The sequence below is a fragment of the Nocardia miyunensis NBRC 108239 genome (genome assembly GCF_001613065.1).
In the GTDB taxonomy this organism is placed as follows: Bacteria; Actinomycetota; Actinomycetes; order Mycobacteriales; family Mycobacteriaceae; genus Nocardia; species Nocardia miyunensis.
The window spans coordinates 20,587-39,717 of the sequence record NZ_BDBQ01000118.1; the positions used below are offsets into that span (position 1 = coordinate 20,587).

Annotated in this window: 17 protein-coding genes; 7 read left to right on the plus strand and 10 right to left on the minus strand. The window is 66.6% G+C overall.

Going from position 1 to position 19,131, the window contains the following annotated elements; all coding sequences use genetic code 11:
- Nucleotides 1-7: 7 nt before the first annotated feature.
- Nucleotides 8-1,009 (plus strand): branched-chain amino acid ABC transporter permease, encoded by a 1,002-nt coding sequence (locus NM2_RS42115; protein ID WP_169816342.1) that lies wholly within the window; start codon nucleotides 8-10, stop codon nucleotides 1,007-1,009.
- A 734-nt stretch (nucleotides 1,010-1,743) separates the two neighbouring features.
- On the opposite strand, the gene NM2_RS42120 is transcribed toward NM2_RS42115, so the two are convergent.
- The 3 genes from NM2_RS42120 to NM2_RS42130 all read right to left on the minus strand — a co-directional run bounded on the left by NM2_RS42120 (nucleotide 1,744) and on the right by NM2_RS42130 (nucleotide 5,003).
- Nucleotides 1,744-2,064 (minus strand): hypothetical protein, encoded by a 321-nt coding sequence (locus tag NM2_RS42120; protein WP_067682092.1) that lies wholly within the window; start codon nucleotides 2,062-2,064, stop codon nucleotides 1,744-1,746.
- Between the two features lie 51 nt (nucleotides 2,065-2,115).
- Nucleotides 2,116-4,053 (minus strand): flavin-containing monooxygenase, encoded by a 1,938-nt coding sequence (locus NM2_RS42125; RefSeq protein WP_245718506.1) that lies wholly within the window; start codon nucleotides 4,051-4,053, stop codon nucleotides 2,116-2,118.
- A 71-nt stretch (nucleotides 4,054-4,124) separates the two neighbouring features.
- On the minus strand, nucleotides 4,125-5,003 hold the full coding sequence (locus NM2_RS42130; RefSeq protein ID WP_218026098.1) for a 3-hydroxyacyl-CoA dehydrogenase family protein: 879 nt from the start codon (nucleotides 5,001-5,003) through the stop codon (nucleotides 4,125-4,127).
- Nucleotides 5,004-5,097: 94 nt separating this feature from the next.
- Here NM2_RS42130 and NM2_RS42135 point away from each other — a divergent pair, with 94 nt between their 5' ends.
- The gene (locus tag NM2_RS42135) at nucleotides 5,098-5,892 is read left to right on the plus strand and encodes an enoyl-CoA hydratase-related protein (protein WP_067682098.1); all 795 of its coding nucleotides are present in this window, start codon (nucleotides 5,098-5,100) and stop codon (nucleotides 5,890-5,892) included.
- Nucleotides 5,893-5,940: 48 nt separating this feature from the next.
- On the opposite strand, the gene NM2_RS42140 is transcribed toward NM2_RS42135, so the two are convergent.
- From NM2_RS42140 to NM2_RS42155, 4 genes are all read right to left on the minus strand, one after another.
- The gene (locus NM2_RS42140; protein WP_067682101.1) at nucleotides 5,941-6,681 is read right to left on the minus strand and encodes an enoyl-CoA hydratase/isomerase family protein; all 741 of its coding nucleotides are present in this window, start codon (nucleotides 6,679-6,681) and stop codon (nucleotides 5,941-5,943) included.
- The gene (gene pcaF / locus NM2_RS42145) at nucleotides 6,678-7,880 is read right to left on the minus strand and encodes a 3-oxoadipyl-CoA thiolase (protein WP_067682104.1); all 1,203 of its coding nucleotides are present in this window, start codon (nucleotides 7,878-7,880) and stop codon (nucleotides 6,678-6,680) included. The genes NM2_RS42140 and pcaF overlap by 4 nt, the downstream gene beginning before the upstream one ends.
- Before the next feature lie 160 nt (nucleotides 7,881-8,040).
- On the minus strand, nucleotides 8,041-8,742 hold the full coding sequence (locus NM2_RS42150) for an enoyl-CoA hydratase/isomerase family protein (RefSeq protein WP_067682106.1): 702 nt from the start codon (nucleotides 8,740-8,742) through the stop codon (nucleotides 8,041-8,043).
- Between the two features lie 35 nt (nucleotides 8,743-8,777).
- Entirely contained in the window at nucleotides 8,778-9,443 is a 666-nt protein-coding gene (locus NM2_RS42155) for a TetR/AcrR family transcriptional regulator (RefSeq protein ID WP_084532117.1), read from the minus strand.
- Nucleotides 9,444-9,759: 316 nt separating this feature from the next.
- Here NM2_RS42155 and NM2_RS42160 point away from each other — a divergent pair, with 316 nt between their 5' ends.
- Together NM2_RS42160 and NM2_RS42165 are read left to right on the plus strand one after the other, a co-directional pair.
- The gene (locus tag NM2_RS42160; protein WP_067682111.1) at nucleotides 9,760-11,379 is read left to right on the plus strand and encodes a thiamine pyrophosphate-binding protein; all 1,620 of its coding nucleotides are present in this window, start codon (nucleotides 9,760-9,762) and stop codon (nucleotides 11,377-11,379) included.
- Nucleotides 11,379-12,974 carry a class I adenylate-forming enzyme family protein gene (locus NM2_RS42165; protein WP_067682114.1) on the plus strand — a complete coding sequence of 532 codons (1,596 nt, stop codon included), beginning with the start codon at nucleotides 11,379-11,381 and terminating at the stop codon, nucleotides 12,972-12,974. Before NM2_RS42160 ends, NM2_RS42165 begins: the two co-directional genes overlap by 1 nt.
- A gap of 56 nt (nucleotides 12,975-13,030) precedes the next feature.
- Here the strand turns inward: NM2_RS42165 and NM2_RS42170 are convergent, their stop codons facing one another.
- The 3 genes from NM2_RS42170 to NM2_RS42180 form a co-directional block, all read right to left on the minus strand.
- Nucleotides 13,031-14,464, minus strand: a complete 1,434-nt coding sequence (locus NM2_RS42170; protein WP_067682117.1) for an MFS transporter — start codon at nucleotides 14,462-14,464, stop codon at nucleotides 13,031-13,033.
- Between the two features lie 162 nt (nucleotides 14,465-14,626).
- Nucleotides 14,627-15,892: an amidohydrolase family protein gene (locus NM2_RS42175; RefSeq protein ID WP_169816343.1), complete on the minus strand. Its 1,266-nt coding sequence runs from the start codon at nucleotides 15,890-15,892 to the stop codon at nucleotides 14,627-14,629.
- Between the two features lie 237 nt (nucleotides 15,893-16,129).
- Nucleotides 16,130-16,930, minus strand: coding sequence for an enoyl-CoA hydratase/isomerase family protein (locus NM2_RS42180; RefSeq protein ID WP_067682123.1), 801 nt, complete (start codon nucleotides 16,928-16,930; stop codon nucleotides 16,130-16,132).
- Nucleotides 16,931-17,091: 161 nt separating this feature from the next.
- Between NM2_RS42180 and NM2_RS42185 the strand changes: the two genes are divergently transcribed.
- From NM2_RS42185 to NM2_RS42195, 3 genes are all read left to right on the plus strand, one after another.
- Entirely contained in the window at nucleotides 17,092-17,847 is a 756-nt protein-coding gene (locus NM2_RS42185) for an enoyl-CoA hydratase-related protein (protein ID WP_067682126.1), read from the plus strand.
- A gap of 12 nt (nucleotides 17,848-17,859) precedes the next feature.
- Nucleotides 17,860-18,393 (plus strand): DoxX family protein, encoded by a 534-nt coding sequence (locus NM2_RS42190; RefSeq protein WP_067682129.1) that lies wholly within the window; start codon nucleotides 17,860-17,862, stop codon nucleotides 18,391-18,393.
- Nucleotides 18,394-18,460: 67 nt separating this feature from the next.
- The gene (locus tag NM2_RS42195; protein WP_084532122.1) at nucleotides 18,461-19,060 is read left to right on the plus strand and encodes a cysteine hydrolase family protein; all 600 of its coding nucleotides are present in this window, start codon (nucleotides 18,461-18,463) and stop codon (nucleotides 19,058-19,060) included.
- Nucleotides 19,061-19,131 lie beyond the last annotated feature (71 nt).

Below are 19,131 nucleotides of genomic sequence, written 5' to 3' on the forward strand. Positions count from 1 at the left end.
CACCCGGTTGCCACTCTGGCGAAACCCCTTGTGGCAGCGGTATTTCGGCATCATCGTCGCGTTCGTGGTCGTCGCCCTCGTCACGACGGTCGGCTCGTCGTACTCGATCTACGTCGTGGATACGATCCTGCTGGCCGCGATCGGCGCGCTGGCGCTGGACCTGCTGATGGGTACCGGCGGCCAGGTATCCATCGGGAATGCCGCATTCCTCTGCGTCGGCGCCTACGTGACGGTGTGGGCGGGCCGACTGGGCGTGCCGTTCCCGCTCGATGTGATCATCGGCGGATTCGCCTGTGCCATAGGTGGTTTAGTCGTAGGTCTGCCCGCCCTTCGCATCCGCGGCATGTATCTGGCGCTGGCCACCCTGGCCGCGTGCTACCTGGCTCAATTCGCGGCATTGAAATATCAGAAGGCCACCGTCGGCGACGCGGGCTTCTTCCTGCGGCCCATTTTCACCGGAACCATCGCCCGACAGTCGGCGAGTTGGGCCTGGCTGCTGCTGGCCGTGCTCGCCGGGACGATCGTCCTCGTGGGCTGGCTGCGCGGCGGACGCAGCGGACGCGCGTGGCGCATGATCAGAGACCACGAACTCGCGGCCGCCATAATGGGGATTCCGGTATCCCGGTACAAGCTCGTGCTGTTCGTGATCACTTCGGCAATCATCGGCGTGCAGGGCGGCCTGACGGCCCGGTTCACCGGATCGGTCAGCTACGAGGGATACACACTGCCCCTGTCGATCTCGGTCATCGCCATGATCCTGATCGGCGGCCTGGACACCCAGGCCGGTCCCCTGATCGGCGCCGCGGTCGTCACCTTGCTCCCGATCACCGTCCCCGATCTCGTCAACCTGATCGTGACATCTCCCAGCGCGGCACAGCATGCCAGCGGGTACGCCCAGATCGTCTACGGCGCACTTGTCGTCATCTTCGTCATCGCAGCGCCGAAAGGACTCGCAGGTCTCGTCCCCATGCTCCTTCAGAAAGCACGTCGTGAACGCACCGATCGGTGAGCCCGGCGAGTACCGACCGGAAGCACGCTCACCCTGTCCCTTCGCGCAATAGCAGCAGAAACCTGTTCAGGCCGCGGAAGGTCGTGGAGGCAAGCGAGGTCGCCCGCTCGACAAGAGCGGGCGACCTCTTCCGCGTCCACGTCTCGGTATCCGACCGAAGCCGACCGCATCCACATCGCCGACCGGCATCGGGAGAAGGCCGGAATTCGCACGATCGCAGCCGAACCGCGGCACAGTGCGTCCAGGATCGCCGGGCGAATGCCCAACTGGTCGGCGTACCGATTCGCCTGCCGCTCATGGAATTCCGCGGGAAGCCTACGAATCACCTGATCATTGGTGACCAGGGGCTGCGGTTGCGGTGAGTTGGGTCCAGATGCCGAGTTCGCCGGTGGCGGACGCGCGGCGGCCGAGGGACTCGGCCCAGCGGCGGTCGGTGGCCACGGCGTCGCCCAGGGTTGGGCCGGCTTCGCTGACTCGTGCCAGGGCGGCGTCGCCTGGATCGGTTGTACGCGCATCAGTGCCGAGTTGGTCGCTACGGCGGGGATCCTCGAGAGTGCGGCGCCGAACTGTTTGCGCTCGGATACGTATGTTCTGGTCAGTCGGTAGGCTCCCGGCCCGCGTCCATGGCGACGGCGGCCTCGAAACACGGGCGGCGCAGCACCGCCGGCCGGGCCACCAGGGAGCCCAGCAGGGCATGCAGTTCGCGTCGTCGCCGTGCCTGGCCGTCTCGGCGATCAATTCCGGGAGCACGGGGTAGCTGGACAGCACCCGCTCGACGCCGCCGCGCTCGAACGAGAGCTGGTCGACGACCTGCCGCCAGTGTCGCCGACCGTACCGACGCCCCGGTGTGCGGGCACCGGGACGTTGTCGAAGCGGACCTCGTTGAAGTGATGTTCGCCGCTGAGGTCGACAATCGGGCCGACGGTGATGCCCACGGCGTCCATGTCGACGATGAATTCCGTCAGGCCCTCGTGTTCGCGTCCGGCGCGCTCGGTGCGGGCGAGCAGGTACATGTGGGTGGCGCGGTGGGCCCACTCGGCCGCCAAATCCCGCACCGCCAAACGCAATTCGGCACCAGAATCCGCCGGAGAGGGCCCATGACGGCCCTACCTCCGGGCTACCGTCGCGAGCACGTGATAGTCCTCGATGCTGGACTTGCGAGCCCGAGTCCAGTACTCCACATTGCGGAACGGCGAGACGAACAGCAGCCGGCCACGCGCGTTGCGGAAGTACGTATTGGTGCCCGGGTGGGTCCACACCGTCAGCTCGCTGGTGCGGTCGACCAGGTCGCAGTATTCCTCGTAGACGTCCTCACGCACGTCGATCGCCGCCGCGCCCGCGGCGAACATGCTCGCGAAAAGCCTTGCGATATAACCCATCTGCACCTCCATGAAATACATGAAGCTGCCGCTGCCGGGAAACGAGTTGGGACCGCCGATGAGGAAGAGGTTCGGGAACCCGGGCACCGTCACGCCCAGATAGGCGCGAGCATCGTCATCGTCCCAGGCCTGGCGCAGCGTCACACCCTCGCGCCCGACCACATCCAGCGAGGACACGAACCGCGTCGCATCGAAACCCGTTGCCCAGACCAGGATATCGGCGTCGTACGCGGCACCGGCGCATGTCACCACGCCGGTCTCGCCGACCGATTCGACCGCGTCGGTCACCAGCGTCACGTTGGGCCGGCGCAGCGCCCGATACCAGCCGTTGTCGAGCAGAATCCGTTTACCGTAGGGCGGATAGGTGGGCAACGTTTTGTCGAACAGATCCGTGCGGTCGCCCAGCTCGTCCCGGATGTACTGGGTGAAGTATTCGCGGTGGCCGTCGTTACGAGCGTTCACCGCCCGCTCCGGGTGCGGCCACTCGGGGTCCTTGCGCAACGAGTCCAGCACCTTGTCGCCGAACTGCCAGTACAGCTTGAGCCAGTACCAGGTTCGGTAGATGGGAAACGTACGCAGCAGATATCGGGAGCCCTCATCGATCGGCTGCTGGAACTTGTCGAACGGGGCGATCCACTGCGGTGTGCGCTGGAATATCGTCAGCTGGCCGACCTGGTCGGCGATGGCCGGCACGATCTGCATCGCACTGGCCCCGTTGCCGATCACCGCGACACGCTTGCCGGTGATGTCCAGATCGGCGGGCCAGTCGGAAGAGTGGAACGAGGGGCCGCGGAATCGGTCCAGGCCGGACACCGCCGGCAGTTTCGGCCGATTGAGCATGCCCACCGCGCTGACGATCGCGTTGAATGGCAGGACCTCGGTGGTTCCGTCCGCGGCGCGGAGGGTGACCCGCCAGCGCGCCTCGGCTTCGTCGTATTCGGCGCGGACCACCTCGGTCCCGAATCGGGCGTTCGGACGCGCCCCGACCAGATCGAATGCTTTACCGAAATATTCCTCGAGCGAGGCGCGGAGTTCGAAGTGATATCCCCAGTCGTGCGGCGCGAACGAGTAGGAATACAAATGGCTGGGTGTGTCGACGCCGGCGCCGGGATAGCGGTTGTCCAGCCAGTTGCCTCCGGGCGAGTCGTGCTTGTCGACCATCAGATAGGGCACGCCCATCTCCTGGAAACGTTGCGCCGCAATAATTCCGGATACACCGCTGCCGATGATCAGCGCTCGGAAGCCGCCGGGAACCCCAGCCTCGGGCCGGCTGTCCTCGCCCGCGGCGCCGACCCTGCGCCGGAACTCCTCGGCGAACATCACACCGTAGGAATCGTCCACCGGCTCCCCGACGCAGACACCCAGCATTTCGGCGGTCTGCTCCGGTGTCGGGATGTCGATGGCCGGCGGATTTCCGCGCAGCAGATGGTCGAACGCATCCACGGCGGCCTGCCTGATCTCGGCCTGGATGTCCTCCGGCAGCCCACCGGTGTCGTGATCGCCCAGTCCCTTGGTCCGGGTCGGCAGGTACGGCGCCGCCAGCCAGCGGCGATCTCCGGTCACCTGGTAGAGCACCATCAGTAGCGTCGGAACATTCGCCGACTCGATGATATGCGCTAGTTCACTTTTCCCGATATCAGTTGTCTCGGTATTCGTTGCGTCCACTCGACTGACTCCGTAAATATAGTTCGATAACGTGACCGAAAGACTCGGCCTCTACCGCCAACTGGCCCGTATCAGCCGAGGGGATCCGCACGGATGATCCGGCCGTCTTCGTCGTATCGATAGATCCCGCGCCCGGTTTTGCGGCCGAGCCGGCCGGCCGCGACAAGATTTCGCAGACCGACGGTCGGCCGGAACCGCTCGCCGAGCGTCTGCGCCATCGACTCGACCGCCAGCAGGAAGGTGTCGTGCCCGTTGCGGTCGCCCAGCTCCAACGGACCGATGGGGAAGTTCAGGCCCAGCCGCAGCGCGCGGTCGATATCCTCGGCGGTGCCGACGCCTTCCTCCAGCATGCGCAGGCACTCCAGCCGTACGATGGCCGCGATCCGCGAGGTCAGGAAGCCCGGGCTGTCCTTGCGGCAGATCACCGTCTCCTTGCCGAGGCTTTCGGCGAAGGCCGCGGCGGCGGCGACGGTGGCCGCACCGGTTTCCAGCCCGACCACGATCTCCACCAGGCGCATCAGGACCGCGGGGTTGAAGAAGTGCATGCCGACGACCCGGTCGACGGCGTCGGGCAGCGCGCTTGCTATCGCGGTCACGGACAGCTGCGAAGTGTTCGTGGCCAGCAGCGCATCCGGCGCAGCGACCGACGCCGCCTCGGCCAGGACCGCCTGCTTGACGGGCAGCCGCTCCACGACGGCCTCGATCACCACGTCGGCGTCCTTCGCGGCATCGCCTACCGAGGTGTGCGGATGCAGCCGGCGAAGCGCACGCGCGCCGGCGTCCGCATCGATCACACCCTTCGCCGTCAATTTTTCAACGCTAGCGTCGATCTGAGCGCGAGCGCGGGCGAGCTGATCGGCGTCGGCATCGGCCATGGCGACCTCGTAGCCCGCGGTCGCCGCCAATTGCGCTATGCCAGAACCCATGATGCCCGCGCCGACGACGGCCACGCGCGCTGACTGATGTCGATGTGCCACCTCAGCAGCGTACCTCATAATTCAACATGTATGTTGACAAAAATTTCGGGACAGGTAGCGTCGGATCATGGATTCGAATGAGTTGATCGTGAACAGCAGCGAGTCGGGCATCCTCCAGCTGATCCTCAATCGGCCGGCGCAACTCAACGCCTGGACCCCCGCACTGGAGGCGGCGTTCTTCGCCACACTCGACGCGGCGGCAACCGACCCGGACGTGCGGGTCGTGGTGGTCACCGGCGCCGGACGCGGATTCTGCGCCGGCGCCTCGTTCGACATACTCGGCGAGGCAGCCGCGTCGAACGATCGCACGGGCCGCCGCGAACTGTGTGAACTGGCCGAATTCCCCAAGCCGGTCATCGCGGCGATCAACGGGCCCGCCGCCGGCCTCGGCTTCGTCCTCGCGCTGTGGTGCGATATCCGCATCGCCGCCGCCGACGCCAAGCTCACCACGTCCTTCGCCCGGCTCGGCCTGGTGGCCGAGCACGGCGCCGCCTGGCTGCTCCCCCGCCTCGTAGGCCGCACGCACGCGACGGACCTGCTGCTGTCCGGGCACACCCTCACCGGCACGCAGGCCGAATCCATCGGGCTGGTGAATCGCACCGTGGAAGCCGGGAAAACGCTCAGTGCAGCAATGGATTACGCGCGCGAACTCATCCGGACCGGAGCCCCCAACAGCTGGGCGACGATCAAACGGCAACTCGTCGACGCCGAACAACTCTCCCTGCGCGAATCCTACACGCAGGCAACCGAACTCATGATTCCCGCGCTTGCGTCGGCCGACCATCGCGAGGGCGTCGCGGCCTGGCGCGACAAGCGGACACCGCGATTCGAGCCGTTCGCCACCCCATCACCGCGGCGGTGACACGGCCGACCGGCCACGGAGTGCGCGTGGCCGGTCGGCAAGTGCGGCTTACTTCTGCTTTCGCTCCAAGAACGCGGTCATGCGCTGGTACTTGTCCGTGCTGTCGAAAAGCAGTGCCTGCGCCGCGGTATCGAACTGCGTGGTGGCCGGGCGGTGGGCGCGCAACGCCAGCTTGGTCAGCTCCAACGCCCGCCACGATCGCCGCGCGACGGTGGCGGCCAGGGCGGCGCCGCGGGCGGCCAAATCGTCGGCGTCGTCGGCGATCTCGTCCACAAGCCCTGCGGCCAAAGCAGATTCGGCATCCAAGCGCATTCCGGCGTAGAGCATCCGCCGCGCGGCACTCAGGCCGACCAGCTGCGCCAGCCGCCAGTTCCCGCCCGCACCCGCCAGGATGCCCAGCGACAGTTCCGGCTGGGCGAAAAGCGCTCGCGGGCTGGCGATCCGGAAGTCGCAGGCCATCGCCATCTCGCAGCCGCCGCCGAACGCCGGCCCGTCGATGAGGGCAATGGTCGGCCAGCGATGCGCCTCGAGTCGTTCGAACAGCCCGGAGTTGATGGCGCGCAACGCATGCGCGGAATCGCGTTCGCGCATCTCGCGGATATCGGCGCCGGCGGCGAACATGCCCGGCGTCGTCGAGTGGATCAGCAGAACCGACGGCGTCCGGCGGGCGTCGGTGAGCACCGCGTCCATCTCGGCGACCATCGCCTCGTCGTGTGCGTTGCGCCGATCGGGACGGTTGAGCCCGATCCACCACAGATCGCCCTCACGGCGGACAACAATGCTACTCACGCTGCCTCCATAAGTACCGAGATGCCCTGACCTACACCGATGCACATCGTCACCAGCGCCCGCCGGCCCTCGCGGCGGCGCAGTTCGCGAGCGGCCGTGAGCACCAGCCGCGCGCCGCTCATGCCCAGCGGATGCCCCAGTGCGATGGCTCCGCCGTGGGCATTGACATGCTCGGCATCGTCGGCGATGCCGAGATCGCGCAGCACGGCGAGCGCCTGGGCGGCGAACGCCTCGTTCAGCTCGACCACGTCGATATCGCCGATCACCAGACCCGCCCGGCCGAGCAGCTTGCGGGTGGCGGGGATCGGACCCAGCCCCATGACCCGCGGAGGGACGCCGGCAGTCGCCGCACCGGCGACGACGGCCAGCGGCGTCAGCCCGAAGCGCCGTACCGCCTGCTCCGAGGCCAGCAACAGTGCCGCGGCACCATCGTTGACGCCGGATGAATTTCCCGCGGTGACAGTGCCACCGACGCGGAACGCCGCCGGTAGCGCGGCGAGTCGGTCCGGATCCGTGTCGCGGGGATGCTCGTCGCGCGTGACGGATACCGGCTCGCCCTTGCGCCGGGGCACCGGAACGGGCGTGATCTCCTCGTCGAACCAGCCGTCCGCAATGGACTTGGCCGTGCGTTGCTGCGAACGGAACGCGAAGGCATCCTGATCGGCGCGCGCGATGCCGCGTTCGGCCGCAACGACCTCGGCGGTCTCCCCCATCGTGTCCGTGCCGAATGCGTCGCGGAACGCGGGGTTGACGAACCGCCAGCCCATGGTGGAGTCGTAGATCTCAGCCGTTCGCGCGAACGGCGTTGCGGCCTTGGGGATTACAAGCGGCGCACGGCTCATGCTCTCGACGCCGCCGGCGACCACCAGATCCGCCTCGCCTGCGCGAATCGCCCGTGCCGCAACCACAACCGCGTCGGCGCCGGACCCACACAGTCTATTGATCGTTGTGCCGGAGACGGTTTCGGGTAAGCCCGCCAGCAGCAACGCCATTCGGGCGACGTTGCGGTTGTCCTCCCCCGCCTGGTTCACACAGCCGAGAACGACGTCGTCCACGGCGGACCAGTCCACCGACGGCTGCCGACTTCGCAGAGCGCGCAGCACATGCGCCGCGAGATCATCCGGACGTACTGCCGCCAGCGCGCCGGCGTAGCGGCCGATCGGCGTGCGCACGCCGTCCACGAGGTATGCCACGGTCACGACAGCACCTCGCTGACTCTCGGCTCCGGCGCCCGCGAGGCGCACTGCAGAGCCCTCGCTTCAGCATGTCGGGCGAGCGCGCCCGTGCGGCCGGTAATCGGCAATGGGAAGTAAGAATGCACGAATCCACGGTATGACCGACCCCAACCTCTGTCAACGCTCACGTTGACAACTGCTCGATCAGCTGCCGCTTCGTGCGCCGGAGAAATGCCGCGTCGACACCGGCAAGCGACTCCAGCACGGCCCGGGCATGCCGTTCGGCCTCGCCGGGCTCGCATACGATCGCGCCCGTCCCGTGATCGAGGCGCAGGTCGGCGGCGGTAATCACCTCGCCGAGCAGGCACAGCCGGCGAATCCACGGCGCGGGGAGGAACCGCCGCAACGGAGCGACGTCGATGTCGATGCCCAGCCTCGCCTCCGGCATGCGCAGCCGGGCCGACCGAGATATGACCAGGATGTCCGCCGACATGGCGATGAGCAGGCCGATCCCGACGGCGGCGCCCTCCACCGCGGCGACCACCGGTCCCGGATACTCGCGGATCGCGGCAAGACATTCCAGGGAGGCCGCATACGGCGCCGACCCGGCCGGATCCGGCTCGTTGATGTCGAAACCAGCAGAAAACCTGCCGTTGGCCCCGGTCAACAGCACCGGTCTCGGATCGGCGCACGAGCGCCGCACGGCAGCGGCCAATTGGCGAAACATCTCGACGGTGAAGGCGTTGACCGGCGGCCGGTCGAGGCAGATCCAGGTAACCCCGTCGAGCAGGTCCGACCGGACTCCGGGTGGGAGCCGATTCACGTTCGCCGCGTTCCCGGGCCCGGTCACCGTGACCGGCCGTACGTCGCCGGCATGCAGTACCATCGCATGCCTACATAATATCAACGCATCTGTTGAATTTACACCCGAGTTTTACGCGGCAACACACCGGACAGGACCATGTCCGCCATACCGTCCGCGACATCGTCGGCGGTGAGCATGCCGCCGGGGACGAACCAGTGCGAGGTCCAGTTGAGCATCCCGGTCACCGACTTGGCGAAAACCTTCGGCGGCAGGGAGGTGTTGAACACTCCCTCTGTGACGCCGTAGCGCACGACCCGCTCAACGAGGTCCTCGTAGCGCCGACCGGAGTCGATGAGCTCCTGATTGAGGTCATCGTCGATGACCGTCGCCGAATCGCCGCTCCTCAGGTAGATGTACAGCGTCGGGTAGTACCGTTCGAACGAACGCATCACGGCACGTATCGAACTGCGCAGTCGTGCCTCGGGCTGCTCGTCGCTGCCTGCCACCTCCTCCAGGGACTTGACCATATCGGTGAGCCCGTCGTGAATCGCCGCGCGGAAGATGGCGCCCTTGTCCGAGAAGTAGTAATAGACGGTAGCTCTATCGAGACCAGCCTCCCGCGCGATGGCCTCGATCGTGGTGCCGGCGAACCCGTTCCGCTCCAGCACCAGCCCCGCCGCCTTGAGGATCGCCTCACGCTTGGCCCCGTAGCGGGGGCGCTCCCGCTTCTTGGCGGCTTCACGCTTCATCGCCAGTGTTGACTGTCGCTCCACGTTAGCCATCTGTCATCCCCTCAGCAGCCGACCACGCCAGTGCGGTCGCGTCCAATGCTCGCATTACAGAAGAATACCCGAAGTCAGTGACGCCACGCCCGAACGAGACCCCCGTCACGCCCGTGCGAAGCCCGCGACAATCACGGCCCGGCGCACTGCCGACAACCGGACTATGGCGCACAACACAGTCAACATGTATGTTGATTAAATTGGGGACACCGGGCGGCACCGACACCTCCGATACGCGCGGGCGCCCGGTCCCCAGCGCTTTCCGGAGAGAAATTGTGGTTGTAGACGTGGTCGCTCGCCAGGCAGGGATGGATTGATGTTCGTACACGAGGTAATGGCCCAGGAAGTGGCCGCGGCGGGGGTCGACACCATGTTCGGCCTCATCGGGGACGCCAATATGTTCATGGTCAACTCATTCGTCGAGAGCCGGCACGGCACCTATGTCTCGGCGGTCCACGAGGCGAGCGCGGTCATGATGGCGCACGGCTATGCCCTGCGCGGGGCGCGGCTGGGCGTCGCGACGGTTACGCAGGGACCGGGCCTGACGAATACCGCGACGGCGTTGACCGACTGTGTGCGGTCGAGCTCGCCGGTGCTGCTGATCACCGGCGACACCGCCCCCAACAATCGGCTCAACCGGCAGACGTTCGACCAGGAACCGCTCATCCGCGCGACCGGCGCCGGCTACGTACTGGTCACCGGGCCCGACGAGGCGCGCTCGGCGGTCCGCCTGGCCGCACGGCGCGCGATCGCGGAATCCCGGCCGTTCGTCCTGAACTGCCCGACGGAATACCAATGGCAAGAGGTCGGCCCAGCCGCCGACGATGAGGACCCGTGGTCCGGTCCCGGGAAACACCCCGAGATATCCGAGGACGTGCTCGACGAGGCTCTCAGCGTCATAGCCTCGGCGCGCCGACCGCTCGTGCTGGCGGGCCACGGCGTGATCGGCAAGGAGCAGCGTCAGGCCGTGCTCGCGTTCGCAGAGCGGATCGGCGCACCGATCGCCACCACACTGCGTGCGCGCAACCTCTACAACGCGGCAGAGGGCTGCGTCGGCGTCTGCGGGACGGTGTCGACCGAGCCGGGTGTGCGGGCGATCGGTGAGAGCGACTGCATCATCGCGTTCGGCGCGAGCCTGAACACCTGGACCACCATGCGCAACTCGCTCATCGCCGGCAAGCGGGTGGTGCACATCGACACGAACGAGGCCAGCTTCCGTCGCGAAGTGCCCGTGACCGCCACCGTCACCGGTGACGCGGCCGTCGTCGCACAGCGGTTCATCGAGGCCCTGGACGCGGCCGGCGTACCGCCGACCGGCTTCCGTGACCGGGTGACGGCGGGCGTCGAGCAGGCCGACCTCATGTGGGACACCGCGCTGGGACAGCGGGTCACCCTCGCCGGCGTGCTGAGCGCGATGAACCGGGCGCTGCCGCGCAACCGCACCGTGGTGTATGACGGCGGCCGTTTCGAGGGCGAGGCCTACAAATACATCTGGGGCACCGACTACCGAAGCCAGGTGTTGACCACGGACTTCGGTGTCGTCGGCCTGGGCATGGGCGCGGCGATCGGCGCGGCGTCGGCTGCCCGCGACGAGCCCACGGTCCTCGTGACCGGTGACGGCGGGTTCATGATGAACGGCATGGCCGAACTGCACTCGGCCATCCGCGCCGGGCTGCCACTGATCGTGGTGATCTGCAACGACAGCAGTTACGGCGCCGAATACGACCAGTTCGTGAACAGGGGCCTGGACCCGAGCCTGTCGCTGTTCGATTGGCCGGACTTCGCCGAAGTAGCCCGGGCGCTGGGCGCCGACGGACTGACGGTCGACACGGTGGCCGATGTTCCCGCGGCCATCGCGGCTTTCCGATCGCCCACCCGGCCCGTGGTGATCGACGTACGTATTGGGGTGGCCGATATCCCGGAGGTTCCGCACTGATGATCACACCCGACAACGCGACCGAGCTCACGACGGCCACGCGCGCCGACGTGACCGCGTGGACACTCGCCGACGTCCTGGAATACGCGGCCACGCAGTGGGGCGAGCGGGTCGCCCTCGTCGACGGCGAGCGCCGCTGTACGTACGCGGAGCTGCGCAGGCGAGCGCGCGAGGCGGCGGGCGGGTTGGCCCGGATCGGGATCCGCAAGGGCGATCGGGTGGCCATATGGCTGCCGAACAGCCTGGAGTGGGTCGTCGCCTTCTTCGGCGCGATCTACGCCGGCGCGACCGTCGTAGCGCTGAACACGGCGCTGTCCACCAAGGAGATCGAGTACCAGGTCACCCACTCCGGCGCATCGCTGCTGATCGCCTGCTCGGCATACCGGAACCGCGACTACCTCGCCGAGGCCCGGCAGCTGCGGACAGAGGTCGGCGATCACCTGCGGCTGGTCGGGGTCGACCACGCCGGCGATGCGGACATCACCTCGTGGGCCCAGCTGACGCACCCCGCCGGCGACGTCGTGCTTCCGTCCATCGACGTGACCGATCCCTCGATCATGCTGTACACCTCGGGTACAACCGGCCGACCCAAGGGCGCCGTGCACACCCACAGCTTCATCGCCACGCTGTCCGCCGCACTGGACCACCTCGAGATGCGCGAAACCGACGTCGCCGTCCTCTATCTGCCGTTGTTCCACATCTTGGCCCTGGTCGCCGGCCTGGTCATGCTGTCCCTGGCCGGGGCGCGCACCGTGCTGATGGCCCGGTTCGACGCGGCCACCTCGCTGCGGCTGATCCGCGACGAGAAGGCGACGATCATCTACGGCATCCCGACGACGTACATCGACCAGCTCAACAACCCGCTCATCGACGACATCGATTTCAGCGGGGTGCGTTTCGCCTTCACATCGCTGGCGCCCGACCTCTGCCAGAAGGTGCACGACAAGACCGGGGTGGTGTGCCTCAATCCCTACGGTATGACCGAGACCGCCGCACTGGTGATGGTCGCGGGGCTGGACGATCCGCCGGAGATCGCCATGGGGACCGTGGGGCGCCCGCTGGCGGGCATGGCGGCCAAGGTCGTCGACGACATCACGGGACTGCCGGTCCCCCACGGTGAATCGGGTGCACTGCTGATGCGCGGGCCGTCGATCCTGTGGAAGTATCACGACCTGCCCGAGGCCACCGCCGCCGCCTTCGACGACGAAGGGTGGTTCCGCACAGGCGATCTCGCGTCGATGGACGCCGCGGGCAACGTCACGTTCATCGGGCGGCAGGGCGATGGTTACCGGGTGGGCGGGGAACTCGTCGATCCGGTCGAGGTCGAGGCGGCGATCCAGTCCCATCCCGACGTGCTGCGGGCGGCGGCGCTGGGCGTGCCCGACGAACGGCTCGGCGAGGTCGGCCACGCCTGGGTGCACGTGCGAGCGGAGGCCACCGCGACCGAACCGGAACTGCTGACGCATGTGACGGGCAGACTCGCGTCGTTCAAGGTACCCCGCCGGATCCACATCGTCAGCGAACTGCCGACGAACCCGAGTGGAAAAGTGCAGAAGTTCCGGCTGCGCGAGACTCTCGTCTCCCCGAAGGCATAACCGGAGTGGGATTCCCCTCGGGGGCGGCGACGAAAGTCGCCGCCCCCGAGAGGTTTTCATGCCAGTGATTGCCGATCGGATTCCGCGAGCTGCCGATCGAGAACCGTCATGAGCAACACCACGATCCCGATCCCGATCAGGATGGCGGCAACCATATGCAGCCCGGAGTCGTCGACCCGGGTGTGAAATGCGATGCCGCTGATCGTCGCAGCCGCAATCGAACCGACGTAGCCGAACGTGCGCAACAGGCCCGACGCCGTGCCGACCTTCTCGGCCGGTGCCTCCTTGTACAGCACGGTCTGGTTCGTTACGTTGCCGAATCCGGCGACCAGACCGAACACCGCGGTGACGACTACGACCAGCCACATCGGGCTGTGGCTGGTGAGGAAGAAGGTGCCGATAGCGCCGAGTAACAGCGCGGCGGAGGAGATGATCAACGACGGCAGCAGCCTGCGATAGCGGCCCACCATGCGGCCAGTCACTGCCGATAGCAGGCCCATCGGGATGAGCACCAGTCCTGCCTGGTAGGCCGACATTCGGTGGCCGACCTGGAGCCATTGCGTAAGTCCGTACAGCACAACGTATATCCCGAGCAGCGTCAGGCAATACCGCGCATAGGTGCGGGTGAGCGGGAGCCTGGTGACCAGCAGCCGAAGGTCGAAAAATGGTTCACGGACCCGCAATTCGACCGCGACGAGAACTCCGGTGGCGACCACGGTGATCCCCAGCGCCACCCAGTCGAGGCGGGGCAGGTCCATGAGAAAGACCAGCAGGGCGGTGATCGTGCCGCCGAAGAGCAGCACGCCCGCAAGGTCGACCTGAATGATCAGACTCCGCATCGAGTGCCCTCGGACGGGGTCGCTGTCCTGCGCAATCCACAACAGCGCCATGACGAATGCGATAACGGCCACCGGAACGTTGACCCAGAACACCGCTCGCCAATCGAACCAGGCGACCAGCATGCCGCCCACCGTCGGGCCGATCGCGAGGGTGGCCGCGCTGGTGGTGGTCATCCCGGCGATCACGCGACCGGGTGGCTGACGCAATCCCACCGTGGCGGCCCGGCGGCGTATCAGCAGCATCGCCGATGGATACCCCGCCGACGTGCCGAGGCCGATGAGCACCCTGGTCACCACCAGGGTCGGCATATTCTGCGCCAGACCGCCGAGGACGCCCGCGGCGAACACGATCGCGATGCCGGCCAGGAATACGCGCCGCGGACCGAAGATCTCCGACAGACGGCCGCAGATGGGCTGCGCGATGGCGCTGGTCAGGTACAGGCTCGAGATGAGAACGGTGGTCCGCCCGGCGCTGACATGCAGTGCGAGCGCGATGGGCACCAGGGCGGTCGCGATCAGTGAGCTGTTGATGGGATTCAATGCGGCGCCCATGAACAAGGGGGTCGCGAAGCGCGGGCCGAACGCTCGCTCGCCGGTGTCCCGGCGCTCGGAAACCGCTACTTCCCCACCGCTTTCGGGTGCTGTGGTCAAGGCTGACTCCTCGTACTGAACAGGTGAGTACCTGTGTCCGGAAAGGCCTTCGCCCCGGATCGGTGCCTCGTGGGCACCGATCCGGGGCGAAGGGCTTGTTCGTCCGTCGGCGCGGAGATTTCTCCCCGGACCGGCGTTATTCGTGCTCGGTAACGAGATCCTTTACAGCGCAGCGAGATCGAGATTGTAGACGTGTGCGGCGTTCTCGCTGAACACCTTCCGGCGGAACGAGTCGCCGGCATCCTTGAATGTCGGCACCGCGCTGCGAAGCGGCTCGGGGAACAGACACGTCGGGTGGGGGAAATCGGTTTCGAACATGCAATTGTCCACACCCAGCCGCTCGATCGAATCGATCAGGCTCGGGCCGTTCTCGAACCAGAAGCACGCGTACATCTGTCGCCGGAAGTATTCCGACGGCTTCAATGTCAGGCCGTCGGCGGCATTTTCATCGGCGTGGTAATCCAGCGCCTCGAGCATGAACGGCAGCCAACCGATTCCACTTTCCACCGACACGACCTTCAGACGGGGGAAGCGCTCGCACACACCGGACAGGATCATGTTCGCGACGAGGCGGGCGTTGCCCATCTGCAGCATCGCGGAGCCGACGGCGAGTTTGCTGTTCGGGGTCATCGACGGCCACGGCGAGCCACCGTTGTAGGTGCGCTGGGTGGCGCTGGCGCCGCAGTGGAAGTTGACCGGCAGATTCAGGTCCTGCAGGTGCTGCCACATCGGGTCCCAGAACGGTTCGGCCAGATCCGGCATCCCCTGGTTCTGCGGGTCGGCGTTGGTGATGATTCCCTTGAGCCCGAGGTCGGCGACGCGCTTGATCTCCGCGACGGTCTTGTCGATGTCCCACCAGGGCAGCAGGGCCATCCCGAACAGGCGACCGCCGGACTCCTTCTGCATGTCCGCCATCGCGTCGTTCCAGATGCGAACGATATCCATGCGCAGGTCGTGGTCACTGATGCGGAAGAAGTTCTGGCCGCCGAAGCCGACCACGTTCGGGAACACGATCTGCGCGCTGATCCCGAGCTGGTCCATCATCGCCACTCGCGGCTCGACATAGGATGCGGCAAGCGAGGATTCGTCCAGCGGCCACTGCAGGAAGACGCTGCCCTTGACCTTCTCGTTGTTGCGGTTGATGACGCTGCCCGCGCCGGCGGGACCGAGCACCTGGGTCTCGTCCACCACCCACATCGGCGCGCCGTCGGTCGGCCCGGTGGTTCCCAGCTTGGCGACCTGCTCACGCATCCCGTCGGTCAGGTCCTTGGCCAGCACAACGTGCGGCACCCGCTTGCGCAGACGTTCCGGAGCGCGCGAAGTCCATATGTCCGCGGGCTCGGTGAGGTGGGTATCAACGTCGATGATCTTGATACCGCGCATCGACTCGTCAACCTCGTCGAACAGTGCCGTTGATTCAACTGCCACCGTATGTCGTCCTCTCAATGAACTGCCGGCACCGGCCCGAAATACGAGGTCAGGTCGATTCGACATGTGCGAACGTCGGGCCTGCCATCGGCCCACCCGCTGAAGCGGACATGGGAGCTGCCCGCCATAACCGCAACTCTAGACGGCCGAAACCAGCTATGCAACACTACTGTTGAAAAACTCCGCGAGATTTCAGCCCGGCGGGACACGATCGACCGACGCCCGGAAACCGGCCGATCATCGATCGCGGAACTCCGGCGTGCGGCGCTCGCGAAACGCACCCATCGCCTCCTGCTGGTCGAACGTCGACTGGACGATTCCCATATGCGACGAGATCAGATCCAGGCTCGTGCGCAGGTCCAGTCGCTGCGACTGGTACACACTCCGCTTGATCATCGACACGGCAATGGGCGACCGGTGGGCGATCCGATCGGCGAATTCTAGTGCGCGCGTATATAATTCGTCGTCCGGGTGGACGTGGTTCACGATACCCATGGCCAGCGCGTCGTCCGCGGAGATCGTCTGCCCGGTCCACAGCAGTTCCAGCGCCCGCGCGGTGCCCACCAGCCTGGGCAGGAAGTAGGCGCCGCCGTCGCCGGGCACCAGGCCGATCTTGATGTATCCCTCGCAGAAGGTCGCACTCCGCGCGGCCAGCCGGATATCGCACATGAGCGCCATATCCATACCGGCCCCGACCGCGAGTCCGTTGACCGCGCAGATCAGCGGCTTGTCGAGGTCCTCCACCGCGCGCGCGACCTGGTGCACCCGGTCGGTGAGCACCCGTTTGCGGTCGATCGGGGCGTCGCCCCCCGTGGCGAATTCGTCGAGGTCCACACCCGAGCAGAATCCGCGGCCGGTCCCGGTGAGGAGCACGGCCCGCACCGACCGGTCGCGCTGGGCGTCGACCAGCGCCGCAGCCCAGTGATCGAGCATCTTCCAGGTGAATGCGCCGAGCTGTTCCGGCCGGTTGAGCCGCAGAATGCGCACCGCATCCCGCGTCTCGACGATCAGTTCGTCATCGTTCGTCTGGTCGGTCATCGAAAGTCACTCTCCCGGGTCGTCGTTCACGTCGTACCCGAGAATTACATCCGACCCCCGGGCATCAGTCAACGGTAGTGTTGACAATCGTCAGTGGTCCGGGATACGGTCCGGCGAGGTCGGCAAGCCGACGCGAATCGCCATGCAAGACAGGGGTAGACATGTCCGGACTGACAGTGACCACGAAGGACCGAATCGCGACTGTGGTCATCGACCGACCGCCGGTGAACGCGCTGTCCCGCGAGACCTATCGGGAGATCAGGCAGGTCTTCGATTCGTTCCGGGACCGCGACGACATCTCGGTCGTCGTGCTCACCGGGGCGGGCGACCGCGTCTTCTGCGGCGGACGCGATATTCACGACCTGCGTGTCGAACGATCCGGACCCAAGCCGCTGAACGTCGCCGACCCGATGCACCTGACGCGGGAGGCGTTCTTCGCCGTGCGGCACTGCGCGGTGCCGGTGATCTGCGCGGTCAACGGCGCGGCGGTCGGCGCCGGGGTAGCCCTGGCCGCGGTGAGCGACATCGTGCTGGCGGTGCGGTCCGCCACCTTCGCGCTGACCGAGATCGACGTCGGCGTCCTGGGCGCCGCCTCCTTCGCACAGTGGATGGTCGGTCCCGCCAAAGCCCGGTGGATGTTCTACACCGGCCAGCGAGTGCCGGCCGAGGAGATGTACCGCCTCGGCGCCATCGAGGCGGTCGTCGAGCCTACGGAGTTGCTGCCGCGCGCCCATGCGCTCGCCACCGTGATCGCCGCGAAAGACCCGGTCGCGATCCGGATGGCGAAGGCCTCGACGGTCCGCACCGACACGCTGCCGCTCGAGACGGCGTATCGCACGGAGCAGGACTACACCCAGCACCTGTCCGCCTATCCGAACTCGGCCGAGGCCATCTCGCGATTCGTCGACAAGCGATAGGACTGGGGAGCAATGGAAGTCGACGACCTCGTCACCGCGCTTCTTCGCGTCACGATCGGGACCACGATGATCGCGCATGGGATCAACCACTGGATCGGGGGCGGCAAGATCGCCGGTACCGCGGGCTGGTTCAGCGGGCTCGGGCTCCGCAACGGAGTCCTTCAGGCATGGTTGAGCGTGATTACGGAGATCGGTGCGGGCGTACTGCTGATACTCGGACTCCTCACCCCGTTCGCGGGCGCCGCGGTGGTGTCGGTGATGCTCGTGGCTGGGCTACTCGCTCATCGCACCAACGGGTTCTTCGTATTCAAAGACGGCTACGAATATGTCCTCGTGCTCGCCATGTCCACTATCGGACTAGCGCTGCTCGGCCCAGGGCGGCTTTCCTTGGACCATTTGTTCGGTATCGAAATCTCCGGCTGGCCCGGAGGTGCCATCGCACTGGTTGCGGGTGCGCTCGCAACCGCGGGCTTGCTGGCGCTGTTCTACCGGCCCGCCCCGGCTGCGATCGAAGAGAAGGGCTCCTCGGAATCTCACCGGCACTGAAGGAAACACCCATCAACCCAGTTCGGCGCTGTGCCGGACACCAGAAAAGTAAAGGATGCCCAGCACCATGGCATTGAACCTGGATCCCTCGAAGACCGCTCTGCTGGTGATGGACTACCAACCGGCCACCCTGGGGTTTCTGGACGACCCGACGTCTCTTGTGTCGTCGGCCGCTACCACGGCCGATACGGTTCGCAGGAGCGGTGGCAGAGTGGGATACGTGCGCGTGGCGTTCAACGACGCCGACTACGCGGGCTTTCCCGAGGGACACATCATGGGCGACCGCGTCAAACGAAGTCGCCCGACCATGGATGCGGACTCTCCCGCTACCGCCCTGCACGAGGGGCTCGGGGTCCGGGATGGCGACATCGTGGTGCGCAAGTCGCGGGTGAGTGCGTTCTCGACCACCGATCTCCATGAGCAGCTGACCAACCTCGGCGTCACAACACTGGTCCTAGCGGGTGTCCACACCAGTGGCGTCGTGCTCACGACAGTGCGCGAGGCACACGACCTCGATTATCGCGTGATCGTCCTCTCGGATGGGTGCGCCGATCCGGACAACGCGGTCCACGACTTCCTCGTCGAGAAGATCTTTCCCAAGCAGGCCGACGTGGCCACGACCGCCGAACTGTTGTCCGTGTTGCTGGCTGAGACAGGCACCCGATGACAGTGAGCGACAGCGGCGCGGCCCGCTAGGATCCCGCCGACGCGGCGCAGATTCGTCGCCTCGAACAAGGA

Coding starts and splice junctions, on each gene's coding strand:
- NM2_RS42135 (WP_067682098.1), top strand. CDS start 5,098: ATGGATTCGAATGAGTTGATCGTGAACAGCAGCGAGTCGGGCATCCTC.
- NM2_RS42150 (WP_067682106.1), bottom strand. CDS start 8,742: ATGGTACTGCATGCCGGCGACGTACGGCCGGTCACGGTGACCGGGCCC.
- NM2_RS42155 (WP_084532117.1), bottom strand. CDS start 9,443: ATGGCTAACGTGGAGCGACAGTCAACACTGGCGATGAAGCGTGAAGCC.
- NM2_RS42160 (WP_067682111.1), top strand. CDS start 9,760: ATGTTCGTACACGAGGTAATGGCCCAGGAAGTGGCCGCGGCGGGGGTC.
- NM2_RS42165 (WP_067682114.1), top strand. CDS start 11,379: ATGATCACACCCGACAACGCGACCGAGCTCACGACGGCCACGCGCGCC.
- NM2_RS42180 (WP_067682123.1), bottom strand. CDS start 16,930: ATGACCGACCAGACGAACGATGACGAACTGATCGTCGAGACGCGGGAT.
- NM2_RS42185 (WP_067682126.1), top strand. CDS start 17,092: ATGTCCGGACTGACAGTGACCACGAAGGACCGAATCGCGACTGTGGTC.
- NM2_RS42190 (WP_067682129.1), top strand. CDS start 17,860: ATGGAAGTCGACGACCTCGTCACCGCGCTTCTTCGCGTCACGATCGGG.
- NM2_RS42195 (WP_084532122.1), top strand. CDS start 18,461: ATGGCATTGAACCTGGATCCCTCGAAGACCGCTCTGCTGGTGATGGAC.